The following is a 24,334-nucleotide window of genomic DNA, read 5'->3' on the forward strand; positions in this document are numbered from 1 at the left end:
GGGCGGCTTTCGCGGTAAAAATGGGATAATGCGGGTTCCTCGCCCGGCGGCCCAACGCAGGCCACTCACAGGCACTTTCGACAGCGCCGGGCGTTTCGTATCGAATGGGTCTTCGCAACGAAGGCTCTCTATCGCGAGACGTACCATGATCTACAGCATGACAGGCTATGCCAGCGCGACGCGCGAAGTCGTCGCGGATGGCGCGGGACCCAATGGCGCGGGGGGTTCGGGCGTCGGTGTATCGGTGGAATTGCGCACGGTGAATTCGCGCTTTCTCGACCTGAACTTCCGCATGCCCGAAGACGTGCGCGCGACCGAGCCGCAATTGCGCGAAATGCTGATGACCAAGCTCTCGCGCGGCAAGGTCGATATCCGCATCAACCTGAATCGCGTCGAGCAGACGGCAAACGCGGGCGCGCTCAATCGCGACGCGCTCACGCAGCTCGCCGCGCTCGAACGCGCCGTGCTCGATATCTTCCCCGACGCCGAGCGCATGCGTACCGGCGAAATCCTGCGCTGGCCCGGCGTGCTCGCGGAAAGCTCGGTGTCGCAGGAAACGTTGCGTGAGGCCGTGCTCGCGTGCGGCAAGCAGGCGATCGCCGATCTCATCGAAGTGCGGGCGCGCGAAGGCGCGGCGCTCGGCAAAGTGCTGATCGACAACGTGACGGAGATGGAAACGATCGTCGCGCGCATCACGCCGCTCGTGCCGGAACTCATCGCGAAGCATCAGCAGAAAATTGTCGAGCGGCTGCAGGACGCGCTCGGCATCGCGACGACCGAAGGCGGCGCGGTCACGACGAGCGTGCCGCGCGAGGAAATCGCCGAGCGTATCCGCCAGGAAGTGACGATGTACGGCATTCGCATCGACATCGCGGAAGAATTGCAGCGTCTCACCGCGCATCTGAACGAAACGCGCCATGTGCTGCAAAAGGGCGGCAAGGTCGGCAAGCGTCTCGACTTCATGATGCAGGAGCTCAACCGCGAAGCGAACACGCTCGGCTCGAAGGCCGCCGCGAAAGAACTCGCCGACGCATCGATGACGCTGAAACTGCTCATCGAGCAGATGCGCGAGCAAGTACAGAATCTGGAGTAACGCAACATCATGCCGAATACCACGCATCGCTCGCACAGCCATTACACGGGCATCTATCCGGGCAACCTGTTCATGGTCGTAGCGCCCTCGGGCGCGGGCAAGTCCACGCTCGTGAACGCGCTGCTCGCCGAGGACAAGGACATTCTGCTGTCGGTTTCGTATACGACGCGCGAGGCGCGCTCGAAGGAAACCAATGGCGTGCAGTATCACTTCGTGTCCGTCGATGAATTCATGGAGCGGCGCGACAAGGGCGAGTTTCTCGAAAGCGCCGAAGTGCACGGCAACTACTACGCGACATCGAAGCTGTGGATCGCGGAGCAGATGAAGCAGGGCCATGACGTGCTGCTGGAAATCGACTGGCAGGGCGCGCAGCAGGTTAAGAAGCAGTTCCGCAATGCGGTGGAGATTTTCATTCTGCCGCCGTCGCTCGATGCGCTCGAAGACCGCCTCAAGAAACGTGGCCAGGATTCCGAAAAAGTGATCGTGCGGCGTCTGCTCGCGGCCGGCAGCGAGATGGCGCATGCATCGGAAGCGGAGTATGTCGTCATCAACGAGAACTTCGATCGCGCGCTTAACGAACTGCGCTGTCTCGTCGCCGCGACGCGCCTGCGCTTCACGTCGCAATACGCACGCAACACGCAGCTTTTCGTGGACCTCGGCATCCACTCCACGCCGCAAGCGTGACGCATTGCAGTGGCCGGGTCGATCGGTCACATAAGGTAGAATAAAACCCATATTCCGAAGGAAACAAACATGGCCCGCATCACTGTCGAAGACTGCCTGAAACAAATCCCGAATCGCTTCGAGCTCGCGCTTGCGGCAACGTATCGCGCGCGCCAGCTCGCACAAGGCCACACGCCGAAGATCGAAAGCCGCGACAAGCCGACCGTCGTCGCGCTGCGCGAGATCGCCGCGGGCCAGGTTGGCATCGAAATGTTGAAGAAGGTGCCCGTCTAAGGGCCGCAGTTCCACACGGTTTCATTTCTTGCAACCGACAACCCAGCGCGTCACATCACCACGGAGGGGAAGATGAGTCAGACACCGTTGCCCATCTCCACCGCCGTGGATCCCGATATCGAAGTCGACGCCGACTCGATGCTCGATGCCGAAAAGCCGCACGCGGCGCGCAAGTACATCGACGCGGTTCTCGAACAATCCTTCCGCCATCTGTTCGGGCCGACCGCCACGCCGGAGCAGCCGCGCAAGCACGACGTCGTTTCCATCGCGAAACTCACGAACGCGCTCGCGAGCTACATCACTCCGGAAGAGATCAAGGAAGTCAAGGCGGCTTTCCACTTCAGCGACGAAGCGCACCTCGGCCAGTATCGGCAGAGCGGCGAGCCGTACATCACGCATCCGGTCGCGGTCGCGGAAATTTGCGCGGGCTGGAAGCTCGATGCGCAATCGATCATGGCGGCGCTGCTGCATGACGTGATCGAAGACCAGGGCGTGACCAAGACCGAAATCGCGGAGCGCTTCGGCGCCAAGGTCGCGGAACTGGTCGACGGCTTGTCCAAGCTGGACAAGATGGAATTCCGCAATCGCGAGGAAGCGCAGGCGGAAAACTTCCGCAAGATGCTGCTCGCGATGGCGCGCGACGTGCGCGTCATTCTCGTCAAGCTCGCGGACCGGCTGCACAACATGCGCACGCTCGGCGCGGTGCCGCCGGAAAAGCGCAGGCGCGTCGCGCGCGAGACGCTGGATATCTATGCGCCGATCGCGCATCGGCTCGGTCTGAACAATACGTATCGCGAGTTGCAGGATTTGTCGTTCGCGAACTTCAATCCGAATCGTTACGCGACGCTCGAAAAAGCGGTGAAAGCGGCGCGCGGCAACCGGCGCGAAGTGGTCGGCAAGATTCTCGAAGCGGTGCAGCGCACCATCGCGGATGCGAAGATCAACGCGGAAGTCACCGGCCGCGAAAAAACGATCTACAGCATCTACAAGAAGATGCGCGACAAGCAGTTGTCGTTCTCGCAGGTGCTCGATGTGTACGGCTTTCGGGTCGTCGTCGAGGGCGCGCTCGAATGCTATACGTGCATCGGCGCGCTGCATGCGCTCTACAAGCCCGTGCCGGGCAAATTCAAGGACTACATCGCCATTCCGAAGGTGAACGGCTATCAATCCTTGCACACGACGCTGGTCGGCCCGTTCGGCGCGCCGATCGAGTTCCAGATCCGCACGCGCAAGATGCACGAGATCGCCGAGGCGGGCGTCGCGGCGCATTGGCTCTACAAGAACGGCGGCGCCGATCTGAACGACGTGCAGAAGCGCGCGCATCAATGGCTCAAGTCGCTGCTGGACATTCAGAGCGAGGCGGGCGACTCGAGCGAGTTCCTCGAACACGTCAAGATCGACCTGTTCCCGGACGCCGTCTACGTGTTCACGCCGAAGTCGAAGATCATGCCGCTGCCGCGCGGCGCGACGGCGCTCGACTTCGCGTATTCGATCCACAGCGACCTGGGCAACCAGTGCGTCGCGGTGAAGATCAACAACGAACTTCTGCCGCTGCGCACGGAGTTGAAGAGCGGTGACATCGTCGAGGTGATCACCGCACCGTACTCGAAGCCGAATCCCGCGTGGCTCGGCTTCGTGCGCACCGGCAAGGCGCGCTCGGCCATCCGTCACTATCTGAAGACGATGCGACTGAACGAGTCGGTCCAGTTGGGCGAGCGGCTCGTCGATCAAAGTCTCAAGGGTTACGGTCTCGCGCTATCCGACGTCACGCCGGAAGTATGGGAAAAGCTCGTGCTTTGGACCGGCAACAAGACGCGTCAGGAAATCTTCGCCGATATCGGTCTCGGCCGGCGCGTGGCGGCGGTCATGGCCAAGCGCATCGAGGTGCTGATGAACGGCATCGCCGATGACGAAGATCACCCGCATCGCGAGCATCACAACACGAATACCGCGCCGCCGGTCGTCATCACGGGTACGGAAGGCATGTCGGTGCAACTGTCACCGTGCTGCCGGCCGATTCCGGGCGACGACATCATGGGCTATATCGGCATCGGACTCGGCATGGCCATCCATACGACCGAATGCCGCGTGGCGCAGCGCATCCATCGGCGCGATCCGGGCCGCTGGATCGACGTCGCGTGGGCGCCGCAGCCGGGCCGTCTGTTCGACGTCGCCGTCAAGGTGCTCGTGAAGAACACGAAGGGCGTGTTCGCGCGCGTCGCGGCGGACATCACGTCGGCGGACGCGAACATCGTGCATATCGCGATGGACGAAGACGTGTCGCAGGAAGCGAAGCTGCTGCGCTTCGTGATCCAGGTGAGCGACCGCGTGCATCTGGCGAACGTCATGCGCCGCGTGCGCACCAATCCGGACGTGATGCGCATCGCGCGCGAGCGTCCGAGCGACGAACCGCATCACCGCAATCAGGACGGCGGCATGCGCATCGACCGCGAGCGCGCCGACTACTGACGCGGCGCGGGTATGCGGCGTGCATGCCTGTCGTCGTTCGACGAACAGGAGAGAGCGCCGTAATGAACACATCCGATCTCGAAGGCGCCACGCTCGACTATTGGGTCGCGCGCGGGCTGCACGAATTCATCCGGGAAATTCACTTCACCGATAGCGGCGAGACGCTGTCCATTCGCGGCAACGATCGCGGCAAACCCTGGGACGGGCGTTTCCTGCCGTCGACGTCATGGGATGCAGCGGCCGTGGTTCTGGAGCGCGCCTGCAAGCTCGAGATGCACGATCACGGGCGCGGGGAAGTGGTCTGCACCGTCACGTTCGGCAAGGACGGCAAACCCGTGGAAGGGCGCGGCGCGTCGCTACGCATCGCCTTGCTGCGGGCGTTCGTGCGGCATGCTTTCGGCGATGCCGTCGACGACGAATTCCCGCGCCGTTCTCAGACGCTGCTCGGCGCGCGGGCTGAGGCGATCGGGGAGTCGAGCGCGGTGGCTTCGGTGGAGGATGTGCCGAGGCCGGACCTGGGTATCGGCGATATCGGCTCGGTGCCGCGACAGTAGATTGCGCGCTACGGTCGGGACAAACAAAAAGGGCCTTCCGTCTGGAAGGCCCTTCGAAAGATGGCGCGGCTGGCAGGATTCGAACCCACGACCCCTTGGTTCGTAGCCAAGTACTCTATCCAACTGAGCTACAGCCGCACGCAAAACGGTACAACACTATGTTACTTCAACGCGCTAATGGTTAAGCGCTTGATGACCTCGTTAGAGCGAGAACATCCGAAAAGGTGGCGCGGCTGGCAGGATTCGAACCCACGACCCCTTGGTTCGTAGCCAAGTACTCTATCCAACTGAGCTACAGCCGCACGCAGAAGCGGAATTATAGCCAAGCCTATTCTGAAAAGGAAGGGGTTTTGGCCAGAATTTCGAATTTTCGGTCGATGCGCCTCCGACGAAAGATGGCCTCGACGTGGTAAGTTGATGTTTCGAAAGCAAGTACATTCCGGAATTCGACATCAATCGGCAACGAGCGGCATCATGAACAAGGCATTTGTCAAAGAGTCGGACGACACCGACGACGACCTCGAACTCGGCCAGCCCGACGTCCCGGCGGGCACGAAGAACTACATCACGCCTCAAGGCCATCAGCGGCTGCGTGACGAGTTGCTGCAGCTTCTCGATACGGAGCGCCCGGAAGTCGTCAGGCTCGTTTCGTGGGCCGCTTCGAACGGCGATCGCTCGGAAAACGGCGACTACATCTACGGCAAGCGGCGGCTGCGCGAGATCGACCGGCGCATCCGCTTCCTGGGCAAGCGCCTGGATCTCGCGGAAGTGGTGGACAGCAGCAAGCAGGAGAATGTCGATCAGGTGTTCTTCGGCGCGACGGTGGACTACGCGGGCGACGACGGCGACGTGAAGACGGTGACGATCGTCGGCGTCGACGAAGTCGATCTGGATCGCGGCTACGTGAGCTGGATCTCGCCGGTCGCGCGCGCGCTGCTAAAGGCGAAGATCGGCGATACGGTGCCGTTGCACACGCCTGCAGGCATTCAGCAGATCGACATCCTGGACGTCCGATATCCACGCTGAAGCGACGCGCAACGACGAAAAAAAAGCCGCTCCGAAGAGCGGCTTTTCTACAGCGGGACTGCTTGTGAAGCTTAGAAGCGGTGACGCATGCCGACCGTCGCCGAAACCTGGTTGCCGTTCGACGACATACCAACGCCGTTGATCACCGCGCCGACCGGCAGGCCGTCCTGGTCGGTCATGTGCTGGTATTCGCCTTGCAGGTAGACGTCGGTGCGCTTCGACAGCGCATACGCCGTTTGCAGGCTGAACTGGTGGAACTTCGGCTTTTCGCCTTCGATACGGCTATCCGTGTACGTGTACGCACCTGCGATCGACAGAGCCGGCGTCAGGTTGTAGCGGCCGTTCACTTCGTAGTTCGTGAAGCGCATGCTGTCGCCGTTCAGCGCGATGTTGCCAGCGCCTTGCGAGCCGACGTTCGTCAGCTGCGTCGCGTTGTCGAGCATCGTCTGCGTGAACACGAAGCCGACGGTTGCCGGGCCGAACGCGTAGTTGATGCCGCCGCCGAAGATGCGCTGACGCGAAGCGACGAAAGGCGTGTTGTCGGTCGTGACCGCACCGGCCGTGTTGTTCGTCGGCGAGCCGACGTTGTTCAGTTGCATGTACGCTGCAGCAACGTTCAACGGGCCGTAGTTGTACGACGCGCCGACGCTGTACGCACGGTTATCCGCGAAACCGCCGGCTTCGTTCGAGAAGCCGTACATCGCGCCCATCTTGAAGCCAGCGTAGTTCGCGCTCGTGTACTTGACCGAGTTGTTGACGCGGAACGTGTTGTCGAGGTTGTCGTTGTCGAACGGGTGAGCGAACTGCGTGCCGCCGTATTGCGTGCCCGTCAGAGCCAGAGGCCCGAGGAAGTCGACCACGGAGTCATATTGACGGCCGAGCGTGATCGAGCCGAACTGGTTGCTCGACAGACCGACGAACGCCTGACGGCCGAACTCACGACCGCCCTGGCCGTTCGTGCCGTTCATGATGTTGAAGCCGTTTTCCAACGTGAAGATCGCCTTCAAGCCGCCACCGAGGTCTTCCGAACCACGCAGGCCCCAACGGCTGCCGTTGACCGAACCGCTCGTCGCCTTCCAGTTGCTGTGGCCTTGCTGGTTGTTCGTGTAGGTGATGCCCGCATCGATTAGGCCGTACAGCGTGACGCTGCTTTGCGCATGGGCGGCGGTAGCAAAAACGCCCGACAGGGCGGCGACCATGAGAGTCTTTTTCATCTTTGTAACTCCGAGAGCAGATAGGGCCGGGGACCCAGGCTTTGAGGAAACCTCGCTCCGGCGCGCTGCGAGAGGCGCGGGCGGAGGAGCAATGGATCGGCGTCACCGACACATTTGTTTCCGGACCAGACGAAGTGTAAAGACGGTGTTACAGCGCAAGGCGTTCCAATTTCCACAATAAATCATTGTGGATGCGGCAATGATCGACCGAACGCGTATTTTTCTTTATATACAAGGGTTTATCCGCGAATAAAGTCGTAAGAGATGCGGTGTCAACCAAATGACGTTGCGCATGCGCGACACGATTGCCGCAAGAAAACAACGGGAAACTTCTGGAAATTCGATTGTTGAGATATTTGAAACAGAAGTTTGCTGCTTTTGCGGGTAATGAATGCGGGCCGCATCGTTATACTGTCGTCTCTGCTTTCCGAAGCAGACTTTTTCGTTGACGGAAAAAGATCTCCAAACTTTGTCAGCGCGACTTCCCGGTCGCGCTTTTTTTTGCCCGGAGCCTTGTGGGACTTGGGTTCGCGTCCGCGTCGCGAAAGCTTTTGAGCGGCGGCTGCGCGCAGTAAGGAAGCCGCGGCGAGCGTTTCGCATCATTGCTCGAATCGGTCGAGTGGAATAATCGCCGATCTTTTTCATTACATTTAAGTTGCGACTTAGTTTGCACGTCGGTTAATGTCGGAGAATCGGGCAAGACGAAAGGCGCTGACGATTAATATAATGCTCTGCGCAGCCCGGAGGCACTAAAGTCTTAATATCGTTCGGCATAGGAGAAGCCGCGTTGCGTCGCTGTTCTTTTTCGCCGATAAACCGTGCTTGCGCTATTTTCATTTGATGCGGACCGATTAACTAAGCGAGAAAACGGTCAGCGCGCTAAATGGACGCTGGCGGGCGGCAGCCACGGGCGAGCGCGGCGCAACGGCCCTCGCCCAAGCCTCGCAAGGTTCGCCTTCCTGCGGCTCAGCGAGCCGCGACGGCCGCAAACTCGTATCCTTGATAATCCGGAAATGCTTTTAAGGGTTATCCGCCATTGCGATGCGTTAAATTCAGCATCGGCTTAATGGGAAACTATCAAAATGGTGTGGTTTTAACTGAAGCAAAAACTAGCCAAAAAAGCCGACTCGTCCCGCCCACCGACTGTTCCGGTAAAAGTCCGCCGCTTCCGGCTGCGTTAGAATGGGCAATCCAGCATTCGCTCCATCCAAGGCGCATCCCGCCGTCTCTCGCCGTTCACGATGCATCCCGATCCGTCCGCAAGCTACGCTTATCCCTCCGAACCCATCGTCTTCGTCGATCTCGAAACGACCGGCGGCACATTCGGCGTGGACCGAATCACCGAGATCGGCGTTGTCGAAGTCGGGCCGGCGGGCGTGTCGCAGTGGACATCGCTCGTCAATCCGCAGCGGCCGATTCCTTCGTTCGTGCAACAGTTGACGGGCATCACCGATGCAATGGTGCGCGAGGCTCCGACGTTCGAGCAACTGGCGTCCGGCTTGCTCGAACGCATGAAGGGCCGCCTTTTCATCGCGCACAACGCACACTTCGACCACAGCTTTCTGAAGGACGAATTCCGGCGCGTGGACCTTCGCTTCGCGCCCGACGTGCTGTGCACGGTACAGCTTTCCCGCGCCGTTTATCCGGCGGAAAGCCGTCACGGTCTCGATGCGCTCGTCGCGCGCCACGCGCTCGTGCCGGCGGCGCGGCATCGTGCGCTCGCCGATGCCGATTTGCTGTGGCAATTCTGGCAGCACCTGCATCGCGCGCATGCGCCGGATGTGATGCGCACGCATCTCGAACGCGTGACGCGCCGGTTCCAGCTCGCCGCGCACATCGACGAGGACACGATCGAGCAGATCGTTTCGGGCTGCGGCGTCTACATGTTTTATGGCGACGACGACGCGCCGCTCTACGCTGGCCGCAGCGTGCGCTTGCGTCAGCGTGTGCGTTCGCATCTCGTCGGCCCGCGGCGCTCGGCGAAGGATCTGCGTCTCGCCGCGCTGGTGCGTCGTCTCGAATGGAAGGCGACGGGCGGCGAAATCGGGGCATTGCTGGCCGAGGCGCAATGGATCGCGAGCGCGCGTCCAGCGCACAACCGCGCGCCGAAGTCGCGTTCCGGCGACGTTCGCGGCGCGCCTTGGCCGTATGCGGGTGCTATCGCGATCGAAGAGTGCGATGCGGCATCGGGGCAACGCGCGTGGCATGTCATCGACAACTGGCGCTATCTCGGCACGGCCGGCACGCTCGAGGAAGCCGGCGCGCTGCGCGCAAGCGCGGATTCTCCCGCGTTCGAGCTGTCCACTTATCGAATTCTGAGCGAGCGTCTCGCGCGCGGTCTCGTCGCGACACCGCTTGTCGCCGCAACGCTCGCGTCCGCCATCTGACGCGCCGTCACCCGACCGCGCCCACGCCGCCCGACGCGCAGACGTGCGACAGCGCGCGCATGAGCGGCGCGTTCATCGACGAGTTGTAGCGCGTCAGATGCTTCCATCGCGCGACGCTTTCCGCGAGCCGCACGGGGCAGTCTTCGGCATGGCGGATCGGCTCGACATGCGCGAGCGCCGAGACGAGCGACTGCGTCAGCCGATCGAGCTTCGGACGCGTGTCCTTGGCGAGATCGGGCGGCGCTTCTTCCGGCGCAGCTTTCAGCGCGCGCCAGTTCGCGAAGAGCGCGTTCTGCACATCCTTGCTGGCTTCGATCTGATCGCGAAAGAACTGACGCGCGAATTCGGGATCGACCTGCGCGGCGCCGGCCTTTTCCTCGACGTGCTTGAGCAACGCTTCTTCGCGCGGCGCATCGGTGATCGGCTCGTGATGCGCCCACTTCCAGCGCGCGACCGGCTCCGCGAGTGCGAGCCGTTGGGAGACGAGGGCGATGAGGTTGGTGAACGGAGTGTCGTCGCCGTCTGCATGCACGGAAGAGGGCGCGGCGAACGCAAGCGCACAGGCGAACGCGGCGGAGGCGAGGAGAGAAGGGGGCGATCGGCGGCGCATCGGTATCCGGGCAAAAGCGCCAGAATAGCGCACCGCGGTCAAACGGGAACGACGGCAGCCAACTGGCGGAGGGGATTTCACGAGGCGAGCCGTAGCGCACGACCCGCCCCGATGCGGTCATGAACGAGAGGCGCGACGCGTCCTGGCGTGAGCCATGTGCGGACCGGATGGTCCGAGTGCGCCGCGCGCGGCGGGCGTCGTTCTCACGACGACGGCGTGATCCAGCGGGTCCGCCTACTTCGACTGCGCCGAGTCGCGCTGTTCGTCGAAGAACGCGCGCACATGCTCGGGCAGCTCCGTCGCGAGAAACTCGACGCCAACCGGTTCCGGATCCGGACAAAGCACCTTGTCGGGCGTCGGGATTTTCGTCGGTTTTGCGTCCATGATTTCTCTCCTGAATGACTACAACAATTGCGCTAACACGGTCGATGCGGCTATTGCGCCGCCGCATGCAGCCGAATTGCCGATTACGGTTCCTTCCATAGATGCGTTATCGGATCGCCACCGCTTCTGCTTGAGCCGAATCGGCGCGTTTCATCAACAACGCATGATCGTTCGTGTCGGGACCGGAATCGCTTCGGTAATTGATTGCCGGCCGCTGTATTCGTTGCTGCAAAAACTACGTTTTATCGCGTCGCGACTGCCGCCCCGCGAGCCGCATCCAGCTTGGGCTCTACCCCGAAAGGCATCAGCGCGTACTTAAACTGTAGCTTTTCCTCTATGGATATAACGATACCGGGAAACCAGCGTTGACGCTTCATGGTGCGCAGCGGAAAATGGCTCGTTGTTGTACGAAAGCGCACATATAAGACGAATCAGGCGCGCGGGTGCTGCCGAATGTGAAATCGCTGAAGCCGATTTTCGGTTCGAATCGCAAACCTGTGTGTCGCGATGGCGATCGTTGCGAAAGTGCTAAAGATTGCGGGCGTTTCGAGAAACGCGGCGCAAAAAGCAAAAACCCGCGACACATGCGTGATCGCGGGTTTTTAGAACTGCCTGAATTCTTGTGGTGCCGGAAAGAGGAATCGAACCCCCGACCTTCGCATTACGAATGCGCTGCTCTACCGTCTGAGCTATTCCGGCTCCGAATTTTTTCTTCGTTTTTTGCGTTCGTTTAGTTCGTCAGCAACGAAGAAGTGAGATTATGCAGAGCCTTTCTGGCTTTGGCAATACCTTAGATCAATTTTTCTTTTCGACGTGGTAGCGCGTCACGCGATCGACCTCGCTCTTCGAGCCGAGGAACACGGCGACGCGCTGATGCAGGCTCGTCGGAACGATATCGAGGATGCGCTGTTCGCCGTTGGTCGCGGCGCCGCCCGCCTGCTCGACGATGAACGACATCGGGTTAGCCTCGTACATCAGACGCAGCTTGCCGGGCTTCGACGGATCGCGCTTGTCGGCCGGATACATGAAGATGCCGCCGCGATTCAGAATGCGATGCACGTCCGCGACCATCGATGCGATCCAGCGCATGTTGAAGTCTTCCTTGCGCGGGCCGTCCTTGCCGTCGTTCAGCTCGCCGATGTAGCGCTGCACCGGCTCATACCAGTGACGGCTGTTCGACGCGTTGATCGCGTATTCGCGGGTCTCGACGGGGATTTTCATGTCGCGCTGCGTGAGCACCCAAGAGCCGAGCTCGCGATCGAGCGTGAAGCAGTTCACGCCGTGGCCGGTCGTCAACACGAGGACGGTTTGCGGACCGTACACCGCATAGCCCGCCGCGACCTGCTGCGAACCCGGCTGCATGAACGCCGCTTCGCTCGGATCGGCGCCGTCCGGGCAACGCAGCACCGAAAAGATCGTGCCGATCGACACGTTCACGTCGATGTTCGACGAGCCGTCGAGCGGATCGAACGTCAGCAGATAGTTGCCCTTCGGGTAGCGATTCGGAATCGGGAAGATCTTTTCCATTTCTTCCGATGCCATCGCGGCCAGATTGCCGCCCCATTCGTTGGCTTCGAGCAGGATTTCGTTCGAAAGCACGTCGAGCTTCTTCTGCACTTCGCCCTGGACGTTCTCGCTGCCTGCCGAGCCGAGCGCCTCGCCTAGGGCGCCCTTGCTGACGTGATAGCTGATCTGCTTGCAGGCACGCGCGACGACTTCGATCAACAGACGCAAGTCGGCAGGCAGGTTCTGATGTTCACGCTGCTGCTCGATCAGATACTTCGAGAGCGTGGTGCGGCTGGAAATGGAGGACATGCTTAGGCTCCGTGAGCGTTAGACGAATATTCACGATTCTAACCGCTCGACCCGGCCGCTCCATGTGACAGCGACCGCCTGCATCCGCCATAAGCGAGAACGGCCGCCGCGCGAGGTTCTCGCGCGGCGGCCGCTAAACACCAGAAACTCCCGACGAAACAGCGCTTAAGCAGCGAGCGCCTTTTCGACGACCTCGCGAACGTCGCGCGATTTCGCCTTCGCGGCGACGTCGCTCAACGCCGCGTGCATCTTCTCGCGCAACTGCGGCGTGAAGCGGCGCCACAGTTCGAGCCCGCGTGCGAGCCGCGCCGCGACCTGCGGATTGAGCGCGTCGAGCGCGATCACCTGTTCGGCCCAGAACGCGTAGCCGGAGCCGTCGGCGGCGTGGAATTGCGCGGGATTGCCGCTGCAGAAGCTGAAGATCAGCGAGCGCGCGCGATTCGGATTCTTGATGTTGAACGCCGGATGCTGCATCAGCTTGCGCACGATCTCGATTACCTTGCGATCCGGACCGCCGCGCTGCGTCGCCTGAAGCGCGAACCACTTGTCGATGACGAGCGCCTCGTTCTCGAAGCGGCGATAGAAGTCCGCGAGCGCCGCGTCCGCGACGGTCGCATCCGCGCCCTTGGTCGCGCTCGCAAGCAGCAGCGCGGAAAGCGCCGCCGAGCGGTCGGTCATGTTGTTGGCGGCGTCGTACTGCGCCCGCGCGAGCTTGACGGCGCCGCGCGGATCGTCGAGCTGGCTGAGATAGGCGAGCGCGAGGTTCTTCAGGCCGCGCTTGCCCGCGTCTTCCGGCGTCGGACGATATTCGCCCGGCGTGCGGTTCGCTTCGTACGTCGCGAGCCATTTGTCGCGCATTTGCGACGCGAGACGGCGGCTCATGAACACGCGCGCAGCGTGGACGGCGGCGGGATCGGACACGGTCATCTGCTCGGCCAGATAGCTCTCCGACGGCAGCATCAGCGCGAGCTCGCGGAAGGCGGGCGTGAGCGTGGTGTCGTCGAGCACGCGGGCGAACGCGGCGATCACCTGATCGTCGATGGCGAGCGCCTCGCCCTTGGCCGCGCGCTCGGCGAGCGCCAGCAACTCGCGCGTGGCGAGCCGCTGGCCGGCTTCCCAGCGGTTGAACGGATCGCTGTCGTGCGCGAGCAGGAACGCGAGTTCATCGTTCGTATAGTCGTATTCGACGATCACCGGCGCGGAGAAATTGCGCAGCAGCGACGGCAGCGGCGCCTCGTTCACGTCGACGAAAGTGAACGACTGCTCGCGCTCCGTGAATTCGAGCACGCGCGTCGTGCCGTTCGGTTCCTTCTCGCCTTCGAGGCGCAGCGGCAAGTCGGCGCCGTTCTGGCCGATCAGGCCGACCGAGAACGGAATCAGCAGCGGCCCCTTCTGCGTTTCGCGCGCAGCTTCCGACCCGTCGCCGTAACCCTGCGTGAGCGTCAGCGTGTAGCGCTTCGTCGCGGCGTCGTAATTTGCGCGCACCGACACGCGCGGCGTGCCCGCCTGGCTGTACCAGCGCTCGAATTGCGCGAGATCGCGATGATTCGCGTCGGCGAGCGCCTGGCGGAAGTCGTCGCAGGTCACGGCCTGGCCGTCGAACCGCTTGAAATACAGGTCCATGCCGCGGCGGAAGCCGTCGCGACCGAAAAGCGTCTGATACATCCGCACGACTTCCGAGCCTTTTTCGTAGACGGTCATCGTGTAGAAGTTGTTGATCTCGACGTAGCTTTCCGGGCGCACCGGATGCGCCATCGGGCCGGCGTCCTCGGCGAACTGCATTTGACGCAGCACGCGCACGTCCTCGATGCGCTTGGTCGCGCGCGCGGCGGCGCTCGCCGCGCCCTCGACATCGCCGGCGGCCATATCGGCGGAAAATTCCTGATCGCGAAACACGGTCAGGCCTTCCTTCAGGCTCAACTGGAACCAGTCGCGGCAGGTTACGCGATTGCCGGTCCAGTTATGGAAGTACTCGTGGCCGACCACGGCCTCGATGTTGGAGAAGTCGGTGTCCGTCGCGGTCTCCGGGTTTGCGAGCACATACTTCGTATTGAAGATGTTGAGGCCCTTGTTCTCCATCGCGCCCATGTTGAAGTCGCTCACCGCGACGATCATGAAGCGGTCCAGATCGAGTTCGAGGCCGAAGCGCTTCTCGTCCCAGCGGATCGAGTTGATGAGCGAATCCATCGCGTGACGGGTCTTGTCGAGATCGTGCGGCTCGACCCAGACTTGCAGCAGCTTTTCCTTGCCCGAGCCCGATTCGATGCGTTCCTCGATGCACACGAGCTTGCCCGCGACGAGCGCGAACAGATAACTCGGCTTCTTGAACGGATCTTCCCATTTGGCGAAGTGGCGGCCATCGGGCAGATCGCCTTCCTCGATCAGATTGCCGTTCGACAGCAGCACCGGACACGCAGTCTTGTCGGCGCGCAGCGTGACGGTGTAGGTAGCCATCACATCCGGGCGATCGAGGAAGTAGGTGATGCGCCGAAAGCCCTCGGCTTCGCACTGCGTGAAGAAGTTGCCACTGGAGACGTAAAGTCCGGAGAGCGTCGTGTTCTCGGCCGGATTGCAGATGCTCTCGATGCTAAGCTCGAAAGCATCCGCGGGAATGCTGCCGATGGACAGTCCGTTTTCATTGACGCGGACATCCTCGTGCGCGACGCCGTCGATCGCCGCGCTCACGAATTCGAGCTGCTCGCCCATCAGTTCGAGGCGCGATGCGTCGCCTTGGGCGTCGGGGTTGCGCCGCAGCTTCATCGTGTTCTTCACGACCGTGCGCGATGGCACGAGGTCGAATTCGAGCGCGACGGAATCGATCAGGAACGCGGGCGGCGTGTAGTCCTGGCGGCGAATCACAGCGGATGCGGTCGTGGTAGACATGGCAAGATCTTCATGTTTGGATTGAACGGCGCCGGCGTCTCGCGCGTGCGCTTTTAGCGCACCAACGCGTGCGCGCCTGGTCGAATCATTGTACAAGCCGCCCGGCGATCGTGAATCGGGCGGCGCCACGCGTCGTGGACCCCACAAAACAAGGACGCCGCCATGCGACGCAAGGCGGTGCTGTCTATAACGGAGAAGGGTGCTGAACGAAGTGAGGACGACCATGAAATTCCCGATCAGGACGCTCGTCACATGGCCGCTGATGCTGGCGGCGATGTGGCTCGCCGGCTGCACGACGTACGTGCAGACGCAGGTCACTGCATTCTCCGACTGGAGCGGCAGCGACGCGACCCGCACCTACGCGTTCACGCGCAAGAGCGAGCAGCAGAACAGCATCGAGCAGACGACCTACGAGACGCTCGTCGCCAACGAACTCGCGAAGTACAACTTCCGTCAGGCGCCCGAGGCGAGCGCGAACTATCAGATCGCGATCGCCTATTCGGTTCGCGGCGACATGGTGACCGTGCGTCAACCGGTCTACTACGATCCGTGGCCGATGTACGGTCCGTGGGGCGCCGGCCCATACTGGGGCGGACCGTGGGGCGGGTGGGGGCCGTACGGTTCGTGGGGCGCGACGGGTTACGTCGATCAGAGCTATCCGGTCTATACGCACGCGCTGCAGATCCGCATGAACGACCGCAAGACCGGCCGCGAGACGTACAAGGTGACGGCGGTGAACGCGACGGGCGATCCGTCGCTGTATCAGGCGATGCCGTATCTCGTGCGCAGCGCGCTGGCGGACTTTCCGCTCGGTAACGGCACGGTCAGAACGGTGACGCTGCCGGTGGACAAGAGCGGCGGCATGTCGAACGAAACGGCCGCGTCGGCCGGACCGAACGAGCGCAGCGTCGCACCCGCGCCCTCAGCGAAAACCGTCGATTGATCGGGCCGTCGCATCGACGCGAAAACGGCATCGGAATTTTTTGCCGTCATGCGCAGTGAGCATTGCCTTTTACGGCTTCGGGAAATGTTTCAAACACGCCCGCCGCCCTTGACTAAACAGGGAAATATCGCGGCGGCGCCGGGCCGCAATATATGCAGCTTCGGTCAATTAGCGATATATTCCCGGGATGACAAAATCGTGTCCGCCCAATCCTGAAGCCGTTCCCGAGCCCACCACATGGGATGCGCGGCTCGCACGCCGTCTCGTCACGCCGCTCGTCGGCACGCCGGTAACGCCCAACCATCTGACCACGCTGCGCCTCGCCATCGGCTTGGCCGGAGCGTGGTATCTGTCGCTCGGCCAGTTCTGGATGTGCACGCTCGGCGCGCTTCTCATCGCCCTGTCGAATTTCGTCGATCACACCGACGGCGAACTCGCGCGCATCAGCGGCCAGTCGAGCAAGATCGGCCATTTCTACGATCTCGCGTGCGATGCGCTCGTGACCGTGCTGCTGTTCCTCGGCATCGGGTTTTACGTGGCCGTTCATCATCCGTCGATGATCGTGCCCGCGCAATGGCTCGGCGGCATGGCGGGCGTGGCGGTTGCGCTGATCTTTTTCCTGCGCATGCGTATCGAATCGATGATCGGCAAGTCGGGCACGAAACAGGCGTCGTTGGCCGGATTCGAAACGGAAGACGTGCTGTATCTGCTTCCGCTCGTGACCATTCTGAACGGCATGACGCCGTTTCTGATCGCCGCAGCGATCGGCGCGCCGCTCTTCGCCATTTATGTGGCGGTGGACTATCAGCGCGTCGTCGCGCAGACGAAACGCCGCGCGCAGGCCACACGTGCAAAAGACGACAAAGATTTCCAGGCGGTGAGATGAGCGATACGGCAACTCCGGAGAGCACGCTGACACAACCGGCGCAGACGGCGACGACCGCGCGCCCGTCGAAGCGCGATATCGATTCGACGATGAACGCGCGCCTCGCCGCGCTGCAGACGCCGAAGCTGCGCGACGAGTACGGTCAGCAAGGCTCGTTTCTCTATATCGAAGACTTCCTGCCGCGCGACTACACCGAGCGGCTGATCGCCGCCGTGCACGACTTGATGCCGTCCGTGAACCGCAACTATCTGCCGGGGCACAAGGCGGGCGGCAGCGTGAGCCGTCACACGCTCGACAAGCTCGCGCCGTTCATCGCCGACCTGTATCGATCGGAAGCGCTCATCAAGTGGCTGGAATCGATCACCGGCGACAAGCTGCAACTCTCGCCGGAGGACGATCCTCACGCCTACGCGCTTTACTTTTACACGAAGCCCGGCGACCACATCGGCTGGCATTACGACACGTCGTATTACGATGGCCGCCGCTACACGCTCCTGCTCGGCGTGATCGACGATTCGTCCTGCAAGCTCGATTACGAACTGCACACGAAGAATCCGGCGGTTCCCGATCAGCCGGGCTCCGTGCAATATCCGCCCGGCGCGTTCGTGTTTTTCGACGGCGACAAGCTGCGCCATCGCGTCACGCCGCTCGGCGAAAACGAGATGCGCGTGTCGCTCACGTTCGAGTACGTGACGAACCCGAATATGCGTCCGTTTCAGCGCTTCATCTCGAACATGAAAGACTCGATCGCGTATTTCGGATTCAGGCAGGTCTTTCGCCGCAAGGGCGGCAAGAACGGACAGGCATGAGCCGCGCGGGCACATTCCTGCTGTCGGTCGGCGTGGTGCTGTTCATCGCGCTGCTCGGCTGGCAAGGCTTCGGTTCGGTTGCATCGACGCTGGCCGCGGCGGGCTGGGGATTGATCGCGGTCGCGGCGTTTCACTTCGTGCCGCTCGTCGTCGATGCCGGCGCGATCAGCGTGCTCTTCTCCAGCAAGGAACGCGACGTGTCCCTGCGCGACGCCTTGCTCGCGCGCTGGGCCGGCGAATCGGTCAATAGCCTGATGCCCGCGGGCCAGATCGGCGGGCCGATGCTGATGGTCCGCTATCTCGCGCAGCGCGGCATGCGCGCGCGCGACGCGGCCGCCGTCATCACCGTCAGCACGACGATGCAGACCGTCGCGCAACTGATCTTCGCGCTGATCGGCGTTGTGCTGCTGACAGGCTACGCGGCGGGCGGCTCGTCATCGACGGTCGCGATCGCCGTGCTCGCGGTGATCGGCGTGATCGGTCTGATGATCTTCGGTTTCTATCTCGCGCAGCGGCGCGGTCTCTTCGGCCGCGCGATGCGCTTTGCGTCCGGCATCGCCGCGAAGTTCTCGGCGAAGCGCGACTGGTCGTCGCTCGTCACGCGCGCCGAAGCCGTCGACGCCGCCGTCCACGAGATGTATCGCGAGCGCGGCAAGGTCGCGGCGAGCTTCGGGCTGAGTCTCGTCGGCTGGATCGTCGGCACCGGCGAAGTGTGGCTTGCGCTGCATCTGCTCGGCCATCCGGTCGGCTGGGCGGAAGCGTTGCTGCTCGAAAGTCTCGGCCAGGCGATTCGCGGCGCGGCCTTCGCCATTCCCGGCTCGCTCGGCGTGCAGGAAGGCGGCTATCTGCTGCTTGCGCGTCTGGTCGGCTTGCCGCCGGAAGCGGCGCTCGCGCTGTCGCTTGCGAAGCGCGCGCGCGAACTGCTGCTCGGCGTGCCGGGCATCGTCTATCTGCATTTCGTTGAAAAAGGCTGGCAGCGCCGCCGTCTCGCGCGCGTGCCGGATATCGACTGACCCACCCACGAAGGGAACACAAGCATGCGCGCAATTATTCTTGCGGCCGGGATGGGCTTGCGCCTCGTTCAGCCCGAAGGCCAGCAAAAGCCGAAGTGTCTGCTGCGCTTTGGTGATGCATCGTTGCTCGAACGTCATCTGCACTTTTTGAAAGCCGCGAACGTCGATGAAGTCGTCTTCGTGACCGGCTTCAAGAGCGAGCAGATCGAGGCGGAGCTTGCGGCGATCGACTGGAAGCCGAAGACGGAAATCGTCGTCAACGACGAATTCACGCTCGGCAGCGTGCTGTCCGTGCACACCGCGCGCGACGCGATGACGCGCGGCGGCGACGTCCTCCTGATGGACGCCGACGTGCTCTACGACGAACGCATCTTCGAGCCGCTCGTCGCGGGCGGCTCGTTGAATCGTCTGCTGATCGATCGCGATTTCGAAGCCGGCGACGAGCCGGTGAAGCTGTGCGTCGAGAACGGCGTGCCGGTCGAACTGCGCAAGCAGGTCGCGGCGGGGCTGAAGTACGACACGATCGGCGAATCTGTCGGCTTCTTCCGCTTCGATCACGCGACGGCCACGCGCCTCGCCGAAATCTGCGCCGATTATGTCGCGACGGGCCGCGCGAAGATGCCGCACGAAGAAGCGGTGCGCGACCTGTTGCTGGAAAAGTCCCACGCGTTCGATATCGCCGATGTGACCGGCGCGCCGTGGATCGAAATCGATTTTCAGAACGACGTGAAGCGCGCCGCGGACGAAGTATTGCCGTCGCTCAACGCGCTGCGTCAGTTTGCAGGAGCCTCGCAACAATGAACGCACCCACGCAAATCCCGGTTGGCTACTCGCGCACGCTGCGCCTGCGCGAAATGCTGCAAAGCAACCGCCTCGAATTCCTGATGGAAGCGCACAACGGCATTTCGGCGCGCATCGCGAAGGAAGCCGGCTTCAAGGCGATCTGGGGCTCGGGCCTGTCGATCTCCGCGCAATTCGGCGTGCGCGACAACAACGAAGCGAGCTGGACGCAGGTCGTCGACAACCTCGAATTCATGGCCGACGCAAGCGATCTGCCGATCCTGCTCGACGGCGATACCGGCTACGGCAACTTCAACAACGTGCGGCGTCTCGTGCGCAAGCTCGAGCAACGCGGCATCGCGGGCGTGTGCATCGAGGACAAGCAGTTTCCGAAGACCAACAGCTTCATCAACGGCGAAGCGCAGCCGCTCGCGGATATCGACGAGTTCTGCGGCAAGATCAAGGCGGGCAAGGATTCGCAAAGCGATCCGAATTTTTCGATCGTCGCGCGCGTGGAAGCGCTGATCGCCGGCTGGGGCATGGAAGAGGCGTTGAAGCGCGCCGAAGCGTATCGCCAGGCGGGCGCGGATGCGATTCTCATCCACAGCAAGCTCTCCAAGCCCGACGAAATCCTCACGTTCGCGCGCGAATGGGCGGGGCGCGGTCCGCTCGTCATCGTGCCGACGAAGTACTACAGCACGCCCACCGATGCGTTCCGTCAGGCGGGCATCAGCTGCGTGATCTGGGCGAATCATCTGATTCGCGGCGCGGTTTCGGCGATGCAGGCGATCGCGAAGGAAATCCACGACAGCGAGACGCTCGTCAACGTCGAGGACCGCATCGCGTCGGTGAACGAGATTTTCCGTCTGCAGGACGCGGACGAATATTCCGCCGCCGAGAACATCTACCTGAGCGCGGCCAACGAGAAGCGCAGCGCGATCGTGCTCGCCGCGAGCCGCGGCGCGGGCCTCGAAGCGCTGACCGAAGCGCGTCCGAAGGTGATGCTGCCGGTCGCCGGCAAGCCGCTGCTGCGCCATCTCGTCGAGGCGTTCAAGAAGGAAAGCATCAACGACATCACCGTGGTCGGCGGATATCGCGCCGATGCGATCGAGAAGGGCGGCATCCGCCTCGTCGTCAACGAGAAGCACGAAAGCACGGGCGAACTTGCGTCGCTCGCGTGCGCCGTCCAGCACATGAACGGCGACACTGTGATTTCCTACGGCGACCTGCTGTTCCGCAGCTACATCCTGCGCGATCTGGTCGAGTCGGACAGCGACTTCTGCGTGGTCGTCGATTCGTCGCAGACGCTACAGGCGGGCGCGGCGGCAACCGATTTCGCGTACTGCTCGACCGCTGACGACCGCGCGCTCTTCGGCCAGAAAGTGTGGCTCGAAAGCGTGGTCGGCGCGGGCCAGACGATCGCCGATGGACGCGCGCCGCAAGGCCGCTGGATGGGCCTCGTCAAGGTGCGCGCCGCTGCGCGCGAACGCCTGCTCGCAACGCTCGGCACGCTGCAGCAACGCGCCGATTTCGACACGCTCGACACGGCCGCGCTTCTCAACGCGCTGATCGCCGATGGCCAGAAAATCGAAGTGCAATACGTGCACGGCCACTGGCGCGGCGTGAACGATCTCGACGATTTCCGTCGCGCGGGCGATTTCGCGCACGGTCAGACGCCGATCGGCTCGGAAAGCACGGAGAACGCGCGTGATTGAGGCCGCCCAGTTTGTCGAGGCGGCGCGCGAGCGAGGCTTCGACTGGTATGCAGGCGTGCCGTGCTCGTTTCTGACTCCGTTCATCAACTACGTGTTGCAGGACGAATCGCTGCATTACGTGTCGGCGGCGAACGAAGGCGACGCGGTCGCGCTGATCGCCGGCGTCGCGTTGGGCGGCGGGAAGAAGCGTCGCGGCATCGCGATGATGCAGAACTCCGGTCTCGGCAATGCCGTAAGCCCGCTGACGTCGCTCACGTGGACCTTCCGTCTGCCGCAATTGCTGATCGTCACGTGGCGCGGCCAGCCGGGCGTCCACGACGAGCCGCAGCACGCGCTGATGGGCCCCATCACGCCGCAGATGCTCGAGACGATGGAAATCCCGTGGGAGCTGTTCCCCACGGAAGCCGGCGAGATCGGCCCGGCGCTCGATCGCGCGACCGACTACATGGACCGCACGGGCCGTCCGTACGCGCTCGTGATGCAAAAGGGCAGCGTCGCGCCTTACGAGCTGAAGAAAACCGGCTTGTCCGGCGTGCGCGTCAATGCGAATCCGGCGAGCGTGCAGCGCTTCGAAGGCGAGCGCGTGACGCGCCACGACGCGCTGCAAAAGGTCATCGCGAAGACGCCGAAGGATGCGACGGTCGTGCTCGCATCGACCGGCTTTTGCGGACGTGAGCTGTACGCGATCGACGACCGCGAGAATCAGCTCTATCTCGTCGGCTCGATGGGTTGTGTCACGCCGATGGCGCTCGGCCTCGCGCTTTCGCGTCCGGATCTGACCGTCGTCGCCCTCGATGGCGACGGCGCCGCGCTCATGCGGATGGGCGCGTTCGCGACGCTCGGCGCATACGGCCCGTCGAATCTCGTTCACCTGCTGCTCGACAACGGCGCGCACGAATCGACCGGCGGCCAGGCGACGGTGTCGCGCGAAGTCGATTTCGCGTCGATCGCATCGGCGTGCGGCTATGCGCTCGCGCTCGACGGCGACGACATCGGCGTGATCGATCGTCTCTTCGAAGCGAAGGATGTCGGCGGCGTGCGTTTCGCGCGGCTGTCGATCAGAACCGGCACGCCCGCCGACTTGCCTCGTCCGAAAATCACGCCCGAGGATGTACGCGCGCGCCTGCAACAACACATAGGAGGCCGTTGATGCTGCTGCTCAATCCGGGCCCTGTCACGCTGAGCGAACGCGTGCGCAAGAGCCTGCTGCAAACCGACTTGTGCCATCGCGAGCCGGAGTTCTTCGATCTGCAGGACGAAGCGCGCGAGCGTCTCGTCGCCGCTTACGCGCTCGATCCGGCCGTGTGGAGCGCCGTGCTGATGACCGGTTCGGGCACGGCAGCGGTCGAAAGCATGATCGCCGGGCTCGTGCCGGAAGGCGGGCGGCTGCTCGTCGTGGAAAACGGCGTGTATGGCGATCGCATCGCGCAGATCGCGAAGCAGTACGGGATCGATCACGAGGTCGTCAAATACGAGTGGATGCAGGCGCCGGACATCGACGCGATCGTCGGCCTGCTCGACACGAAGAAGTTCAGCAATGTCGCGATCATTCATCACGAAACGACGACCGGCCGCCTGAACGCGATCGATCAGCTTTCGCGCGCGTGCAAGGAACGCGGCGTCGGTCTGTTGCTCGACGCGGTGAGCAGCTTCGGCGCCGAAGCGATCGATTTCGCGGGCGGCGGCATCGCCGCGATTGCCGCGACCGCGAACAAGTGCCTGCACGGCGTGCCGGGCGCGGCGTTCGTCATCGCGCGTCGCGATGCGCTGGCGCAGGCCGCGAGCCGCAACTATTACCTCGGCATCGCGCGCCTCGCGAAGCTGCAGGACGAGCGCAACACGCCGTTCACGCCGTCGGTGCATGCGTATTACGCGCTCGTCGAGGCGCTGCGCGAGTTCGAGGAAGAAGGCGGCTGGCGCGCGCGGCATCAGCGTTACGCGAAGCTCGCCGAACAGGTGCGCGCGGGGCTGGCTGCGCTCGGCATCGAGAGCGCGTTGCCGCCGGAAGAGTCGTCGGTGGTGTTGCGTGCGTATCGGCTGCCGAAGGGCGTCACGTATGAAACGCTGCACGACGCGCTCAAGGCGAAGGGCTTCGTGATTTATGCGGGGCAGGGCGGCCTGTCGAAGGAACTGTTCCGCATCTCGACGATGGGCGCGCTCGACGCGAACGACATGGATCGCCTGATTTCGTCGTTCGTGACGCTGCTGCGCTGATTACAGCTTGCAGAAAATCGCCGTGATGAAGGGCGCGACGTGGCGCACGACCGCGTCGCTGCCCGCCGCGCGCACTTTCTGCTCGACTTCGGCGTCGCCGCCCCAGACGACCGCGCCGTATGCCGCATCCCCGATCGGCTCGCCCTTGCCCTGCCTGAAGAGCGGATCGTCCTTCTGATACGCCACCAGCGCGTAGACCTTGAATCCATATGCCGTCAGCGTCGCGCCTTTCGCCGCGCGGAACGCGTTGATCGAGTTCGGCTCGACGCGCATCGGCTTCTTTTCCAGCAAATTGTTTTCTTGCAGCGGCGCGATGAAAGCGTGCGGCGTCGACTTGCAATCGAGTTGCGCATCGAGCGCTTCCGCGTGGGCGAGCGCGGCCAGCGACGCGAGCGTCATCGGCAGAACAAAGCGAACGAGTCGGGCAGCGATCATGGCGAAGCAGCGAACCTAACAGCCAGCACTTTAACGAGATTGCAACAAAAGTGCTCATTCCGTCGAGTGGATCGTCGCGGTTTGCGTGACGCTACATACAAAAACGCCCTTCGAAGGAAGGGCGTCGGTTGCGCGGATTCCTGAACG

The 24,334-nt window shown here is 62.8% G+C and carries 22 protein-coding genes and 3 tRNA genes; 16 read left to right on the forward strand and 9 right to left on the reverse strand.

The window, feature by feature from the left end; all coding sequences use genetic code 11:
• Positions 1–145: 145 nt before the first annotated feature.
• From LDZ23_RS03370 to LDZ23_RS03390, 5 genes are all read left to right on the forward strand, one after another.
• Positions 146–1,093, forward strand: a complete 948-nt coding sequence (locus tag LDZ23_RS03370; protein WP_244807797.1) for a YicC/YloC family endoribonuclease — start codon at positions 146–148, stop codon at positions 1,091–1,093.
• Between the two features lie 9 nt (positions 1,094–1,102).
• Entirely contained in the window at positions 1,103–1,777 is a 675-nt protein-coding gene (gene gmk, locus LDZ23_RS03375; protein WP_008350937.1) for a guanylate kinase, read from the forward strand.
• A gap of 69 nt (positions 1,778–1,846) precedes the next feature.
• Positions 1,847–2,050, forward strand: a complete 204-nt coding sequence (gene rpoZ, locus LDZ23_RS03380) for a DNA-directed RNA polymerase subunit omega (protein WP_006999799.1) — start codon at positions 1,847–1,849, stop codon at positions 2,048–2,050.
• Positions 2,051–2,122: 72 nt separating this feature from the next.
• Complete coding sequence (locus tag LDZ23_RS03385) at positions 2,123–4,519, forward strand: RelA/SpoT family protein (RefSeq protein WP_008350928.1); 2,397 nt, start codon at positions 2,123–2,125, stop codon at positions 4,517–4,519.
• Between the two features lie 62 nt (positions 4,520–4,581).
• Positions 4,582–5,073 carry a phage protein NinX family protein gene (locus tag LDZ23_RS03390; RefSeq protein ID WP_008350926.1) on the forward strand — a complete coding sequence of 164 codons (492 nt, stop codon included), beginning with the start codon at positions 4,582–4,584 and terminating at the stop codon, positions 5,071–5,073.
• Positions 5,074–5,134: 61 nt separating this feature from the next.
• Here the strand turns inward: LDZ23_RS03390 and LDZ23_RS03395 are convergent.
• Positions 5,135–5,211: transfer RNA gene (locus tag LDZ23_RS03395), tRNA-Arg, on the reverse strand.
• 87 nt (positions 5,212–5,298) lie between these two features.
• Positions 5,299–5,375: transfer RNA gene (locus tag LDZ23_RS03400), tRNA-Arg, on the reverse strand.
• A 172-nt stretch (positions 5,376–5,547) separates the two neighbouring features.
• Between LDZ23_RS03400 and greB the strand changes: the two genes are divergently transcribed.
• Positions 5,548–6,099: a transcription elongation factor GreB gene (greB, locus tag LDZ23_RS03405; protein WP_008350924.1), complete on the forward strand. Its 552-nt coding sequence runs from the start codon at positions 5,548–5,550 to the stop codon at positions 6,097–6,099.
• A gap of 71 nt (positions 6,100–6,170) precedes the next feature.
• Here greB and LDZ23_RS03410 read toward each other — a convergent pair whose 3' ends face one another.
• Positions 6,171–7,313, reverse strand: a complete 1,143-nt coding sequence (locus LDZ23_RS03410; protein ID WP_008350922.1) for a porin — start codon at positions 7,311–7,313, stop codon at positions 6,171–6,173.
• 1,241 nt (positions 7,314–8,554) lie between these two features.
• Here LDZ23_RS03410 and LDZ23_RS03415 point away from each other — a divergent pair.
• Positions 8,555–9,700 carry an exonuclease domain-containing protein gene (locus LDZ23_RS03415; RefSeq protein ID WP_244807798.1) on the forward strand — a complete coding sequence of 382 codons (1,146 nt, stop codon included), beginning with the start codon at positions 8,555–8,557 and terminating at the stop codon, positions 9,698–9,700.
• A gap of 7 nt (positions 9,701–9,707) precedes the next feature.
• Here LDZ23_RS03415 and LDZ23_RS03420 read toward each other — a convergent pair whose 3' ends face one another.
• Both LDZ23_RS03420 and LDZ23_RS03425 read right to left on the reverse strand, forming a co-directional pair.
• On the reverse strand, positions 9,708–10,310 hold the full coding sequence (locus LDZ23_RS03420) for a chorismate mutase (RefSeq protein ID WP_008350918.1): 603 nt from the start codon (positions 10,308–10,310) through the stop codon (positions 9,708–9,710).
• A gap of 234 nt (positions 10,311–10,544) precedes the next feature.
• Positions 10,545–10,694, reverse strand: coding sequence for a hypothetical protein (locus tag LDZ23_RS03425; protein WP_008350916.1), 150 nt, complete (start codon positions 10,692–10,694; stop codon positions 10,545–10,547).
• Here LDZ23_RS03425 and LDZ23_RS03430 point away from each other — a divergent pair.
• The gene (locus tag LDZ23_RS03430) at positions 10,693–11,013 is read left to right on the forward strand and encodes a hypothetical protein (RefSeq protein WP_244807799.1); all 321 of its coding nucleotides are present in this window, start codon (positions 10,693–10,695) and stop codon (positions 11,011–11,013) included. The two genes, LDZ23_RS03425 and LDZ23_RS03430, sit on opposite strands and share 2 nt — an antisense overlap.
• 304 nt (positions 11,014–11,317) lie before the next feature.
• Here the strand turns inward: LDZ23_RS03430 and LDZ23_RS03435 are convergent.
• The 3 genes from LDZ23_RS03435 to pepN form a co-directional block, all read right to left on the reverse strand.
• Positions 11,318–11,393 (reverse strand) — tRNA-Thr (locus LDZ23_RS03435).
• Positions 11,394–11,489: 96 nt separating this feature from the next.
• On the reverse strand, positions 11,490–12,509 hold the full coding sequence (locus LDZ23_RS03440) for a class 1 fructose-bisphosphatase (protein ID WP_008350914.1): 1,020 nt from the start codon (positions 12,507–12,509) through the stop codon (positions 11,490–11,492).
• Positions 12,510–12,674: 165 nt separating this feature from the next.
• Entirely contained in the window at positions 12,675–15,392 is a 2,718-nt protein-coding gene (gene pepN / locus LDZ23_RS03445; RefSeq protein WP_244807800.1) for an aminopeptidase N, read from the reverse strand.
• Between the two features lie 223 nt (positions 15,393–15,615).
• On the opposite strand from pepN, the gene LDZ23_RS03450 reads away from it, so the two are divergent.
• The 8 genes from LDZ23_RS03450 to LDZ23_RS03485 all read left to right on the forward strand — a co-directional run bounded on the left by LDZ23_RS03450 (position 15,616) and on the right by LDZ23_RS03485 (position 23,752).
• Positions 15,616–16,335 (forward strand): DUF4136 domain-containing protein, encoded by a 720-nt coding sequence (locus tag LDZ23_RS03450; RefSeq protein ID WP_244807801.1) that lies wholly within the window; start codon positions 15,616–15,618, stop codon positions 16,333–16,335.
• 187 nt (positions 16,336–16,522) lie between these two features.
• A complete protein-coding gene (locus tag LDZ23_RS03455; protein WP_175981768.1) occupies positions 16,523–17,221 on the forward strand; it encodes a CDP-alcohol phosphatidyltransferase family protein in 699 nt (232 codons plus the stop codon).
• Positions 17,218–18,030, forward strand: a complete 813-nt coding sequence (locus LDZ23_RS03460; RefSeq protein WP_244807802.1) for a HalD/BesD family halogenase — start codon at positions 17,218–17,220, stop codon at positions 18,028–18,030. Before LDZ23_RS03455 ends, LDZ23_RS03460 begins: the two co-directional genes overlap by 4 nt.
• Positions 18,027–19,043, forward strand: coding sequence for a flippase-like domain-containing protein (locus LDZ23_RS03465; RefSeq protein ID WP_244807803.1), 1,017 nt, complete (start codon positions 18,027–18,029; stop codon positions 19,041–19,043). Before LDZ23_RS03460 ends, LDZ23_RS03465 begins: the two co-directional genes overlap by 4 nt.
• A gap of 24 nt (positions 19,044–19,067) precedes the next feature.
• On the forward strand, positions 19,068–19,844 hold the full coding sequence (locus LDZ23_RS03470) for a phosphocholine cytidylyltransferase family protein (RefSeq protein ID WP_008350902.1): 777 nt from the start codon (positions 19,068–19,070) through the stop codon (positions 19,842–19,844).
• Positions 19,841–21,538: a phosphoenolpyruvate mutase gene (gene aepX, locus LDZ23_RS03475; RefSeq protein WP_008350901.1), complete on the forward strand. Its 1,698-nt coding sequence runs from the start codon at positions 19,841–19,843 to the stop codon at positions 21,536–21,538. The genes LDZ23_RS03470 and aepX overlap by 4 nt, the downstream gene beginning before the upstream one ends.
• Complete coding sequence (aepY, locus tag LDZ23_RS03480; protein ID WP_008350898.1) at positions 21,531–22,688, forward strand: phosphonopyruvate decarboxylase; 1,158 nt, start codon at positions 21,531–21,533, stop codon at positions 22,686–22,688. Before aepX ends, aepY begins: the two co-directional genes overlap by 8 nt.
• On the forward strand, positions 22,688–23,752 hold the full coding sequence (locus tag LDZ23_RS03485; RefSeq protein ID WP_244807804.1) for a 2-aminoethylphosphonate aminotransferase: 1,065 nt from the start codon (positions 22,688–22,690) through the stop codon (positions 23,750–23,752). Before aepY ends, LDZ23_RS03485 begins: the two co-directional genes overlap by 1 nt.
• Here the strand turns inward: LDZ23_RS03485 and LDZ23_RS03490 are convergent, their stop codons facing one another.
• On the reverse strand, positions 23,753–24,187 hold the full coding sequence (locus LDZ23_RS03490; RefSeq protein ID WP_008350894.1) for a hypothetical protein: 435 nt from the start codon (positions 24,185–24,187) through the stop codon (positions 23,753–23,755).
• Positions 24,188–24,334 lie beyond the last annotated feature (147 nt).

The sequence above is a fragment of the Caballeronia zhejiangensis genome (assembly GCF_022879815.1).
In the GTDB taxonomy this organism is placed as follows: domain Bacteria; phylum Pseudomonadota; class Gammaproteobacteria; order Burkholderiales; family Burkholderiaceae; genus Caballeronia; species Caballeronia zhejiangensis.

Coding starts and splice junctions, on each gene's coding strand:
- greB (WP_008350924.1), top strand. CDS start 5,548: ATGAACAAGGCATTTGTCAAAGAGTCGGACGACACCGACGACGACCTC.
- pepN (WP_244807800.1), bottom strand. CDS start 15,392: ATGTCTACCACGACCGCATCCGCTGTGATTCGCCGCCAGGACTACACG.
- rpoZ (WP_006999799.1), top strand. CDS start 1,847: ATGGCCCGCATCACTGTCGAAGACTGCCTGAAACAAATCCCGAATCGC.
- LDZ23_RS03385 (WP_008350928.1), top strand. CDS start 2,123: ATGAGTCAGACACCGTTGCCCATCTCCACCGCCGTGGATCCCGATATC.
- LDZ23_RS03420 (WP_008350918.1), bottom strand. CDS start 10,310: ATGCGCCGCCGATCGCCCCCTTCTCTCCTCGCCTCCGCCGCGTTCGCC.
- LDZ23_RS03490 (WP_008350894.1), bottom strand. CDS start 24,187: ATGATCGCTGCCCGACTCGTTCGCTTTGTTCTGCCGATGACGCTCGCG.
- LDZ23_RS03450 (WP_244807801.1), top strand. CDS start 15,616: ATGAAATTCCCGATCAGGACGCTCGTCACATGGCCGCTGATGCTGGCG.
- LDZ23_RS03485 (WP_244807804.1), top strand. CDS start 22,688: ATGCTGCTGCTCAATCCGGGCCCTGTCACGCTGAGCGAACGCGTGCGC.
- LDZ23_RS03440 (WP_008350914.1), bottom strand. CDS start 12,509: ATGTCCTCCATTTCCAGCCGCACCACGCTCTCGAAGTATCTGATCGAG.
- LDZ23_RS03430 (WP_244807799.1), top strand. CDS start 10,693: ATGATTTCTCTCCTGAATGACTACAACAATTGCGCTAACACGGTCGAT.
- LDZ23_RS03425 (WP_008350916.1), bottom strand. CDS start 10,694: ATGGACGCAAAACCGACGAAAATCCCGACGCCCGACAAGGTGCTTTGT.
- aepX (WP_008350901.1), top strand. CDS start 19,841: ATGAACGCACCCACGCAAATCCCGGTTGGCTACTCGCGCACGCTGCGC.
- gmk (WP_008350937.1), top strand. CDS start 1,103: ATGCCGAATACCACGCATCGCTCGCACAGCCATTACACGGGCATCTAT.
- LDZ23_RS03415 (WP_244807798.1), top strand. CDS start 8,555: ATGCATCCCGATCCGTCCGCAAGCTACGCTTATCCCTCCGAACCCATC.
- LDZ23_RS03470 (WP_008350902.1), top strand. CDS start 19,068: ATGCGCGCAATTATTCTTGCGGCCGGGATGGGCTTGCGCCTCGTTCAG.
- LDZ23_RS03460 (WP_244807802.1), top strand. CDS start 17,218: ATGAGCGATACGGCAACTCCGGAGAGCACGCTGACACAACCGGCGCAG.
- LDZ23_RS03370 (WP_244807797.1), top strand. CDS start 146: ATGATCTACAGCATGACAGGCTATGCCAGCGCGACGCGCGAAGTCGTC.
- LDZ23_RS03465 (WP_244807803.1), top strand. CDS start 18,027: ATGAGCCGCGCGGGCACATTCCTGCTGTCGGTCGGCGTGGTGCTGTTC.
- LDZ23_RS03455 (WP_175981768.1), top strand. CDS start 16,523: ATGACAAAATCGTGTCCGCCCAATCCTGAAGCCGTTCCCGAGCCCACC.
- LDZ23_RS03390 (WP_008350926.1), top strand. CDS start 4,582: ATGAACACATCCGATCTCGAAGGCGCCACGCTCGACTATTGGGTCGCG.
- LDZ23_RS03410 (WP_008350922.1), bottom strand. CDS start 7,313: ATGAAAAAGACTCTCATGGTCGCCGCCCTGTCGGGCGTTTTTGCTACC.